We start from the raw sequence: 9,895 nt of genomic DNA on the forward strand, positions 1-9,895 counted from the left end.
GTTCGACTTCTGTAACGTCAACGCTATGACCGTCACCCATGAAGTCGAGAATCAGGCTCCGCCGCTGACCGGGTTCAGTACGGCGGACGAGCCGGCCCTGCTGGAGGCGCTGCGCCGGGACGGTGCCGAGTGGGGCGTGCGGGAGGTCTCCGAGCTCGGTGCGCTGGCCGGTTCGGCGGCGGTCCAGGACCAGGCCCGCTGGGCGGAGGAGCAGCCGCCGCGGCTGCACACCCACGACCGGTTCGGCCACCGCATCGACGAGGTCGAGTTCCACCCGGCCTGGCACCAGCTGATGACCGTCGCCGTGGAGCACGGCCTGCACGCCGCGCCCTGGGCCGACGACCGCCCCGGCGCGCATCTGGTGCGCGCCGCGAAGTTCTACGTCTGGTCGCAGGCCGAGCCGGGGCACGGCTGCCCGATCTCGATGACGTACGCCGCGGTCCCCGCCCTGCGCGCCGCGCCGGATCTCGCCGCGCGGTACGAGCCGCTGCTCAGCGCCCGTAACTACGACTTCGGGCTGCGGGCGCCGCTGACCAAGTCGGGCCTGATCGCGGGCATGTCGATGACGGAGAAGCAGGGTGGCTCCGACGTACGGGCCAACACCACCCACGCGGTGCCGGCCGGCGACGGGACCTACCGCATCACCGGCCACAAGTGGTTCACCTCCGCGCCGATGAGCGATGTGTTCCTGGCGCTGGCGCAGACCGCGGACGGGCTCGGCTGCTTCCTGGTGCCGCGGGTGCTGCCGGACGGCGCGCGCAACGGCATGCGGCTGATGCGGCTCAAGAACAAGCTGGGCAACCGCTCCAACGCGTCCAGCGAGATCGAGTACGACCAGGCGGTGGCCTGGCCGGTCGGCGAGCCGGGCCGTGGGGTGCGGACCATCGTCGAGATGGTGAACATGACCCGGCTGGACTGTGTGCTGGGCTCGGCGGCCGGGATGCGGGCCGGGCTCCGGCAGGCACTGCACCACACCGCGCACCGGCGGGCGTTCGGGCGGGAGCTGGACCGGCAGCCGCTGATGCGCTCGGTGCTCGCGGATCTGGCGATCGAGTCGGAGGCCGCGACGCTGCTGGGGATGCGACTCGCGACGGCGGTGGACCGCTCACAGGCCGGGGACGCCGGGGAGGCGGCGCTGCGCCGGCTGGCGCTGGCGGCCGGCAAATACTGGGTGTGCAAGCGGGGCAGCGCCCATGCGGCGGAGGCCCTGGAGTGCCTGGGCGGCAACGGCTACGTCGAGGATTCGGGCATGCCGCGGCTCTACCGGGAGGCGCCTCTGCTGTCCATCTGGGAGGGCTCGGGGAATGTCGCGGCGCTCGATGTGCTGCGGGCGCTGGGCAAGGAACCGGCCGCGCTGGACGCGTTCTTCGTCGAGGTGGAGACCGCGACGGGCGCCGACCGCCGGCTGGACGCGGCGGTGGCCGGGCTCCGCAAGATGCTCGGCTCGGCGGCCGGTCCGGAGCGGGCGCAGCTGATGGCCCGGTCGCTGGCGGAGCGGATGGCGCTGGTCCTCCAGGGGTCGCTGCTGGTGCGGTACAGCCACCCGGCCCTCGCCGACGCGTTCTGCGCCTCGCGGCTCGACGGGGAGTGGGGCAATGCCTTCGGCACGCTGCCGGCCGGTGTCGATCTGACGGCCGTCCTGGAGCACGTCCGACCTCAGACGGCGGGCGGGGCCTGATGTCCGTACGGGTGGAGCACGCCGGTCCGGTGACGACGGTGGTGCTCTCCCGGCCGGCGTCCCGCAACGCCGTGGACGGCGCGACGGCCGCTCAACTGGCTGATGCCTTCCGGGCGTTCGATGCCGATGACGGGGCGCGGGTCGCGGTGCTGTGGGGCGAGGGCGGGACGTTCTGCTCCGGTGCCGACCTCAAGGCGATCGGCACCGAGCGCGGCAACCGGGTGGCCGTGGACGGGGACGGACCGATGGGGCCGACCCGGATGCGGCTCGGCAAGCCGGTGATCGCGGCGATCGCCGGGCACGCGGTGGCCGGCGGCCTGGAGCTGGCGCTGTGGTGCGATCTGCGGGTGGCGGAGGAGGACGCGGTCCTGGGCGTGTTCTGCCGGCGCTGGGGCGTGCCGTTGATCGACGGCGGCACGGTGCGGCTGCCGCGGCTGATCGGCGCGAGCCGGGCGATGGACCTGGTGCTGACGGGGCGACCGGTGCCGGCCGCGGAGGCGCTGGACATCGGGCTGGTCCACCGCGTGGTGCCGGCCGGTTCGGCGCGCGCGGAGGCGGAGCTGCTGGCGGCGGAGCTCGCCCGCTTCCCGCAGGCGTGTCTGCGCAGCGACCGCGCCTCCCTGCTGGACCAGGAGGGCCGGGACGAGGAGTCGGCGCTGGCCGGGGAACTCACCTACGGGCAGGCCGTCCTGGCCGAGGCCTGGGAGGGCGCCGCGCGGTTCGCCGCGGGGGCGGGGCGACACGGGGCGGCGGACGCGAAGGGATGAGCCGGGGCCCGTCCGGACCTTTCGGCTGAGATGGCGGCCCCGTTCCGTGCGTCCGTCCTGCCCGCCGGCAGGGCGGACATCGTTGCGGCCGGACGGTTCGCCGCGTACGGTCACGCCGTCTTCGCCCACCGCCCGCCGCCAGGAGCAGCCGCATGAACGACCTGAGCTACCCCGAGGAGGGCGGCACCCGGCGCGCCCCGCTGCCGCCCGGCTACCACCACCTCCACGAGGAGCTGCCGATCGGCCACGGGCGGGCGGTACTGACGGCGGCGGGCGAGGCGATCACCACCTTCCGGATGCACCGTGCGGCGGGCGCCGGCATCCGGGCCGACGCCCCGCGGGCCGCGCCGGGCGTACGGGTCGAGGTCGCGCTGGGCATCGGCCCGCTGCGACTGCGGGCGCCCTGCACCGTGGTGTGGACGGTGGCCGAGGAGCACCGGATCGGCTTCGCGTACGGGACCCGGCCGGGGCATCCCGAGTGCGGTGAGGAGGCGTTCGTCGCCGAACTGCGCGCCGATGGCTCGGTGTGGTTCACGGTGACCGCCTTCAGCCGCCCCGCCCGCGCGGTCACCCGCCTCGCCGGCCCGCTGGTCCCCGTCTTCCAGCGCCGCTACGTCCGCCATCTCGGCCGCACCCTGCGCCGCCTGACGAGCCATCAATAGGGGCGCTGCGCAGCCCGCCGGGAAGTCGGCCCGAGCCGGGCACCGGGTCCACTCGGAGGGCCGGGTACCGGGGCCCCTCAGGGGGCCGCGCACCGGGCCCCCAGGGGGCGCCGCTCACGCCCTGACACCCCCCGGAACACGCTTTGTTACCGATCCGTAGATTCACAGCTCCCGGCCTCCATACGTCCACTTCCGCTTCATCATTCCGTCACCACCGCCTCGGCCGGCCGTGAAAGAAATCCAGGCATGTGTGAGGACGAACTGATCCCGCCGCAGGCGGACATGACCGAGCAGGAGTGGCTGCACACCGGCTCGGCGACGACGGCCGGGGAGCCGTCGATGCCTACGACGGGGCGCACGATGCCCTTCGTGAACCGGCGGACGCTGCTCGGCGGCGCGATGGCCGGTGCGGCGCTCGCGGTACTGCCGTCGCCGGGGCAGTCGCCCGCTTCCGCCGCCGCCCGCCGCGGGGCCCCGGGAGCCTTCCCGTTCCCCGAACACCCCAACGGCAAGGGCGAGTTCGCGATTCTGGTCACCGGTGACGCGGGGACGGGCGACGAGGCGCAGTACGCGGTGGCCGCCGCCGCGCGCGATGTCTGCCGGGCCGAGGGGGTCGGCCTGGCGGTGGGCCTCGGCGACAATATTTACGAGAACGGGCCGGAATCCGACGACGACTCGGAATTCCAGGACAAATTCGAGAAGCCGAACAGCGGTATCGATGTGCCGTGGCTGATGGTGCTGGGCAATCACGACTGCTCGGGGCTCATTCCGGGCAGCGGCGGCGACCCGTCCCGCGGTGACCGCGAGGTCGCCTACGCCGCCACCTCGCGGCGCTGGTACATGCCGAGCCGCTATTACAGCGTGCCGCTGCCGGCCGCCGATCCGCTGGTGGAGTTCTTCGCGATCGACACGATTCCGTGGTCGTCGTACGTCGCCCAGATCGACCCGCGCTACCGCTGGGACGGGCCGTACATGCGCGAGCAGCGGAACTGGCTGGACGGCGCGCTGCGCGCCTCGCGCGCCCGCTGGAAGGTGGTGTTCGGTCACCACCCGTACCTCAACAACGGCAAGCACGGCAGCGCCGGTTCCTACGACGGGTTCGAGATCGGGAACTACACCAGCGGCGTCCACCTCAAGGACATGTACGACAACGTGGTGGCCGGCCGGGCCGATCTGATCCTGTCCGGCCACGATCACACCCTGCAGATCTTGGAGCCGACGGCCCGTACGGGCGGCACCCGGCAGGTGGTGTGCGGGGCGTCGGCCAAGACGGAGAACGGGAAGGCACACTTCGGGCACCCGGCGGCCTGGCAGAACTTCTCCGACCACGGGTTCATGATGCTGAAGGTGTCCGGCGCGCGGCTGACCATCGAGGCGTACACGGTGGACGTGGCGACCCGGAAGGCCACCCTGGCGCACCGGACGCGGCAGACCCGGCCGGTGTCCGCCCAGGTGCCGGCGCACGCCTGACGGGGCGGGGCCGTTCCCGGGGCGGGGCCGTTCCCGGGGCGGCACCGGGCCGAGGACGGCTCCCCACGCCGGTGCCGCCCCGGGCCTCCGCAGACCGGGCCAAGGGGAGGCCGCGGCGCCGGAATGCGGGTTTTCGGACCCGCGCCTAGGGTGTTCGCATGGCCGCGTTCCGGTGGATATCGGCCCCGGTCAACGGCCCGCGACCGAGGGCACGAGACGTGCTCGGCGCGGCGCGGCCTGCCCTGATGCCCCGCTGCCCGGCCAGGGTCGGGCGGCGCGCCCCGGGCCGCCGGGCCGCGAGGCGTGACGCGCCATGACCGGCCCGATCGTGGAACCGTCCGGCGAGGACTACGACCCCCGGGCCGACGGGGACCGGCGCCCGGTCCCCGAGGCCGCCCCCGGGGTGTCCCACCATGAGCCCATCGGCCTGCGCGAGCGGCTGTCACTCAACCGGATGGGCACCTTCGACTGGGATCTGGACCGCCGGTTCATGGATCTGGACCCCGATGCCATGGACGTCTTCGATCTGCGCCCGGGCGAATACGACGGGGCGCCGATGTCCCTGGTCACCCGGGTGCCTCCGGAAGAGGGCCTGCGGCTGGACGAGGCGCTCACCCAGGCCCTGCGGGACGGCCACTCGTCCTACGGCGTGTACTTCCGGGTCCAGTGCCGCGACGGGACCCAGCGCTGGACCCACGCCCAGGGGCGGATCCTGCACAACGCGGACGGCATGCCGTACCGGATCATCGGCATCGTCCGGGAGGCGACCAGAGAGCTGGCGGACTCCGCGCTGCTGCGCTCGCTCCATCAGGAGCGGCAGCGGCAGACCGTGATGGTGCAGCAGACCACCGCGGCGCTGGCCCGCGCGCTGTCCGTCAAGGACGTGACCCAGGTGCTCACCGACAGCGGCGGTGCCCGGAGGTTCGGCGCGGACGGGCTGCTGCTGGGACTGGTCACGGACGACCGGTTCGAGGTGATCGCCGCCGCCGGTCTGGAGGGCGAGGTGCCCGACGACATGATGACCTCGCGGCTGGACGACACCCTGCCGCTGGCCGACACGGCGCGCTCGCGGCGCCCGCTCTTCCTCGGCAGCCGGAGTGATCTGATCGCCCGCTTTCCGCGGCTGCGTCCGTACACCGAGGTGCTGCCGACGGGCAGCGCGGCATTCCTGCCGCTGGTCGCGCAGGACGCCGTCATCGGGGCGCTGGGGCTGTTCAACGCGGAGCCCGCGGCGCCGTCGCCGGAGGCCAGGAATCTGGCGCTGGCACTGGCCGGTGTGGTCGCCCAGTCCGTGCAGCGGGCGACCCTCTTCGACCAGGAGCGGGAGTTCGCCACGGGGCTGCAGGCAACGATGCTGCCGCGCCGGCTGCCGCCCATCGCGGGCGGCGCGGTCACCGTCCGCTACCACCCGGCGAGCGTCGGTCGGGACGTCGGCGGCGACTGGTACGACGTGATCGCGCTGCCCCAGGGACGGACCGGGCTGGTGGTCGGCGACGTCCAGGGCCATGACACCCATGCGGCCGCGGTGATGGGCCAGCTGCGGATCGCACTGCGGGCCTACGCCAGCGAGGGGCACTCGCCGGAGACCGTGCTGGTCCGGGCCTCCCGCTTTCTGTCCGAGCTGGACACCGAGCGCTTCGCCACGTGCACCTACATCCAGGCCGACCTGGAGTCCGGGGCGCTGCACCTCGCCCGAGCCGGCCACCTCGGCCCGCTGATCAGCAATTCCTCCCGGCACATCGACTGGCCCGAGGTCCGCGGCGGCCTGCCGCTGGGGCTGGCCACCGCCTTCGGGCACGACCACTTCCCGGAGACCCAGCTGTTCCTGGAGCCCGGGTCGACGCTGCTGCTGTGCACCGACGGGCTGGTCGAGCAGCCCGGCCACGACATCTCCTCCGGCATCGACGCACTGTCCCAGGCGGTCCGCGAGGGCCCCACGGAGCTGGAAGCCCTGGCCGACCAGCTCTCGGACCAGCTGTGGGCCGCCCCCGGGTCGGAGGACGACATGGCCCTCCTGCTGCTGCACCGGCTCCCCGGCCCCGGACCCGCGACCACACCCCGGCTGCGGCTGCACGTCCATCAGGCCGACCCCTCGGGCACCGCCGAGGTCCGCGCGGCGCTGCGCCGCACGCTGGACCAGTGGCGGGCGGGCTCGGTCAGCCACCACATCGAGGTCGCCGCCTCCGAGCTGATCGCCAATGCGCTGACCCACACCGAGAGCGGAGCCCTGGTCTCCGTGGAGCTGCTGCCCGGCACCCCCCGGCGGATCCGGCTGGAGGTCGAGGACCGCTCCAGCCGGTGGCCGCGGCGGCGCAGCCCCGGGGAGACCGCGACCTCCGGCCGGGGGCTCCTGCTGGTCGAGGCCTTCGCGGACCGCTGGGGCGCGGAGCCGCGCGGTGCGGGCAAGGCCCTGTGGTGCGAGTTCGCGGTGCCCGACGATCCGGCCTGACTGTTCTGGCCGGCTGCTCCGGCTTGACTGTTTGCGTCGACTCCCCGTGCACCACGCACTGATGACGCTTGATCAGCCTGGTCCATCGGAGAGGACCATCGGAGAGGGGCGGCCGAGCCGGCCGACCTGGCCGTGGGCCGACTCGGCCTGATGGGAACGTACACCCTGAGCTCCAGGACGAAAACCGCTTCGGGGCGGGCGCGTTGGGGCGAAGTGACCGGGCGTCCGCCGGTCCTGTCGAGCGCCCCGTACGGGCCCCGCCCCGTGCCGCTCAGTCCTCCGGCCCGTACCAGAGCGTCGTCATATTGCAGAACTCCCGGATGCCGTGCCCGGACAGCTCCCGCCCGTAGCCGGAGCGCTTGGCGCCGCCGAAGGGGAGGCCCGGATGCGAGGCGGTCATCCCGTTGAAGAAGACACCGCCGGCCTGCACATCGCGGGCGAGCCGGGCCTGTTCGTCCGGGTCCCGGGTCCAGGCGTTGGAACTGAGGCCGAACGGCGTGTCGTTGGCGATCCGCACCGCCTCGTCCACGTCGGCGACGCGGTAGAGCGTGGCCACCGGCCCGAAGGCCTCCTCGTAGTGGATGCGCATGCCGGGGGTGATGCCGGACAGCACCGTCGGCTCGTAGAACCAGCCCGTGCGGTGCTGTGGCGGCCGTCGTCCGCCGCACAGCGCCGCGGCGCCCTTGTGCACCGCGTCGTCGACGAGCTCCTCCAGGTCGGAGCGGCCCTGTTCGCTGACGAGCGGCCCGACATCGGTCTGTTCGTCCATCGGATCGCCGACGGTCAGCGCCGCCATCCGGTCGGTGAACCGCTCGGCGAAGGCCTCGTAGATGTCGTCGTGCACGAGGAACCGCTTGGCCGCGATGCACGACTGACCGTTGTTCTGGACACGCGCCGTGACCGCTACGCGGACCGCCTTGTCGAGGTCGGCGGAGGGCAGCACGATGAACGGGTCGCTGCCGCCGAGTTCGAGGACGGTCTTCTTGACCTCGTCACCGGCGACCGAGGCGACCGCGCGGCCGGCCGGCTCGCTGCCGGTCAGCGTCGCGGCGGCGATCCGCGGGTCGCGCAGGATGTCCTCGACGGCGCCGGATCCGACCAGCAGGGTCTGGAAACAGCCCTCGGGGTAGCCGGCGCGGCGGAAGAGCTCCTCGATGTACAGCGCGGTCTGCGGCACGTTCGAGGCGTGTTTGAGCAGCCCGGTGTTGCCCGCCATCAGGGCGGGGGCGGCGAACCGGACGACCTGCCAGAGCGGGAAGTTCCAGGGCATCACCGCGAGGACGGTGCCGAGGGGGCGGTAGCGCACCACGGCGCGGGCCGCGCCGGAGTCGCTGACGTCGGCGGGGTCGGGTTGCTCGTCGGCCAGCAGCTCCTCGGCGTGGTCGGCGTACCAGCGCATGGTCTTGGCGCACTTCGCGGCCTCCGCGCGCGCCTGGGCCAGCGGTTTGCCCATCTCCGTGGTCATCGTGCGGGCGATGCCGTCCTGGTCGGCGTCGAGCAGCTCGGCGGCCTTGCGGAGCAGCTCCCTGCGGCGGGCGAAGCTGGTGCGGCGGTGCTCCTCGAAGGCCTGGTCCGCCCGGACCAGATGGTCTTCGATCTCGCCGGCGTTGAGCGCGTCGAAGGTCTTCAGGGTCTCGCCGGTGGCCGGGTTGACCGTGGCGATGGCCATGATCAGCACCTCCTTGAGGGTGCGGGCGAGGCACCCGCGGAATATGGGGCGTCGGTCCGGGCGGCTCCTAGGAGAGCGGCGAGGGGGCCGGGGACGGCTCCGGGACCGGGTCGGGATCGGGTCCGGGCGGCCGCGGGATCGGCGACGGTTCCGGCGGGATGGGGTCCGGCTGGCCGGGCGGGCTCGGCGGGCCGGGCAGCGGGTCCGGGACGGGGTTCGGCGGCGGGCCTCCCGGATCCGGGGTGGGCTGCGGCTCGCGGTCGAGGTCGAGCGTGTGACCGCTGCGCGTATGGGGTTGCCGCTGCACGGTGGGCCTCCAGAATGAGACGTCTAGTGGCACATGGGCCCCGTACCCGAGTTTCGCCCGTCCATGGCCCCCGCGCACGGCGGATTGCGGCGGACGGACTGCGCCGGGGCCGTGGGCGGCATAGGTGACCTGATCGGACGGCGCGCTGCGGGCCCGCCGGGCTCTACCGTGCGGTCATGCACATGACGCGCACCAGGACGATGCACCCGGCCGCGGCCGGCTCCCCGCACGCAGCCGGAGGCGCGGGCCGGGCGGCCGGGGGCCGGTCCGCGGTGCTGCCGGCGGCTGCCGCGCTGCTCCTCGCGCTCTGCGCGCCCGCCCCGGCGGCCGCCGCGCCACCCGCCGGCTCCCGTGTCCCGCTGCCCTCCCGTATGGCGGACACCGGGGGCGGCGACCAGCTCATCACCGCCCGTGCGCGCACCCCACGCGCCACCACGGGGACGGTGACGTGGTGGCAGCGCCACAACGGCCGCTGGCGGCGGGCCGGTTGGGCACCGGCCCGGTTCGGTGCCCACGGGCTGACCGAGGGCCGCACCCGGGTGCAGGGGACCTCGACCACCCCGACCGGGCTGTACGACCTGCCGTTCGCCTTCGGGCTCGCCCCGGCGCCGCCCGGCACGACCGTCCCCTACCGCCGGGTCGGCGCGGACTCCTGGTGGTGCGAGGACAACCACTCGGCCTCCTACAACCGCTGGGTGGCGCCCCTGCCGCCGGACTGCGCGGCCGCCGAGTCCGAGCGGCTGGCGGACCACCCCACGCAGTACAGCCGGGCCCTGGTCAGCGGCTTCAACTACCACCGTCCGGTGCACGGCCGCGGCGCCGGTATCTTCCTCCACGTCCACGGGAAGGGCACCACGGCCGGCTGTGTGTCCGTACCGGCCGGGGCGATGGCG

The 9,895-nt window shown here is 73.9% G+C and carries 7 protein-coding genes; 6 read left to right on the top strand and 1 reads right to left on the bottom strand.

Annotated features, from left to right (window positions below; all coding sequences use genetic code 11):
• Positions 1-25 precede the first annotated feature (25 nt).
• The 5 genes from EST92_RS06655 (at position 26) to EST92_RS06675 (ending at position 7,026) form a co-directional block, all read left to right on the top strand.
• Positions 26-1,678, top strand: coding sequence for an acyl-CoA dehydrogenase family protein (locus EST92_RS06655; RefSeq protein ID WP_129280009.1), 1,653 nt, complete (start codon positions 26-28; stop codon positions 1,676-1,678).
• On the top strand, positions 1,678-2,445 hold the full coding sequence (locus EST92_RS06660) for a crotonase/enoyl-CoA hydratase family protein (RefSeq protein WP_129280010.1): 768 nt from the start codon (positions 1,678-1,680) through the stop codon (positions 2,443-2,445). Before EST92_RS06655 ends, EST92_RS06660 begins: the two co-directional genes overlap by 1 nt.
• A 152-nt stretch (positions 2,446-2,597) precedes the next feature.
• Positions 2,598-3,107 carry a DUF1990 domain-containing protein gene (locus tag EST92_RS06665; protein ID WP_129280011.1) on the top strand — a complete coding sequence of 170 codons (510 nt, stop codon included), beginning with the start codon at positions 2,598-2,600 and terminating at the stop codon, positions 3,105-3,107.
• A gap of 246 nt (positions 3,108-3,353) precedes the next feature.
• The gene (locus EST92_RS06670; RefSeq protein WP_129280012.1) at positions 3,354-4,577 is read left to right on the top strand and encodes a metallophosphoesterase; all 1,224 of its coding nucleotides are present in this window, start codon (positions 3,354-3,356) and stop codon (positions 4,575-4,577) included.
• A gap of 313 nt (positions 4,578-4,890) precedes the next feature.
• The gene (locus tag EST92_RS06675; protein ID WP_129280013.1) at positions 4,891-7,026 is read left to right on the top strand and encodes a SpoIIE family protein phosphatase; all 2,136 of its coding nucleotides are present in this window, start codon (positions 4,891-4,893) and stop codon (positions 7,024-7,026) included.
• A 271-nt stretch (positions 7,027-7,297) separates the two neighbouring features.
• Here the strand turns inward: EST92_RS06675 and EST92_RS06680 are convergent, their stop codons facing one another.
• Complete coding sequence (locus EST92_RS06680; RefSeq protein ID WP_129280014.1) at positions 7,298-8,695, bottom strand: NADP-dependent succinic semialdehyde dehydrogenase; 1,398 nt, start codon at positions 8,693-8,695, stop codon at positions 7,298-7,300.
• Between the two features lie 483 nt (positions 8,696-9,178).
• Here EST92_RS06680 and EST92_RS06690 point away from each other — a divergent pair.
• On the top strand, positions 9,179-9,895 hold a 717-nt coding region (locus EST92_RS06690; RefSeq protein ID WP_254068574.1), incomplete at its 3' end, for a hypothetical protein.

This window comes from Streptomyces sp. TM32 (assembly GCF_004122755.1).
Taxonomy (GTDB): domain Bacteria; phylum Actinomycetota; class Actinomycetes; order Streptomycetales; family Streptomycetaceae; genus Streptomyces; species Streptomyces sioyaensis.

Bases quoted from the DNA above. Each gene is read 5' to 3' on its own strand.
- EST92_RS06655 (WP_129280009.1), top strand. From the start codon at position 26: ATGACCGTCACCCATGAAGTCGAGAATCAGGCTCCGCCGCTGACCGGG.
- EST92_RS06660 (WP_129280010.1), top strand. From the start codon at position 1,678: ATGTCCGTACGGGTGGAGCACGCCGGTCCGGTGACGACGGTGGTGCTC.
- EST92_RS06665 (WP_129280011.1), top strand. From the start codon at position 2,598: ATGAACGACCTGAGCTACCCCGAGGAGGGCGGCACCCGGCGCGCCCCG.
- EST92_RS06670 (WP_129280012.1), top strand. From the start codon at position 3,354: ATGTGTGAGGACGAACTGATCCCGCCGCAGGCGGACATGACCGAGCAG.
- EST92_RS06675 (WP_129280013.1), top strand. From the start codon at position 4,891: ATGACCGGCCCGATCGTGGAACCGTCCGGCGAGGACTACGACCCCCGG.
- EST92_RS06680 (WP_129280014.1), bottom strand. From the start codon at position 8,695: ATGGCCATCGCCACGGTCAACCCGGCCACCGGCGAGACCCTGAAGACC.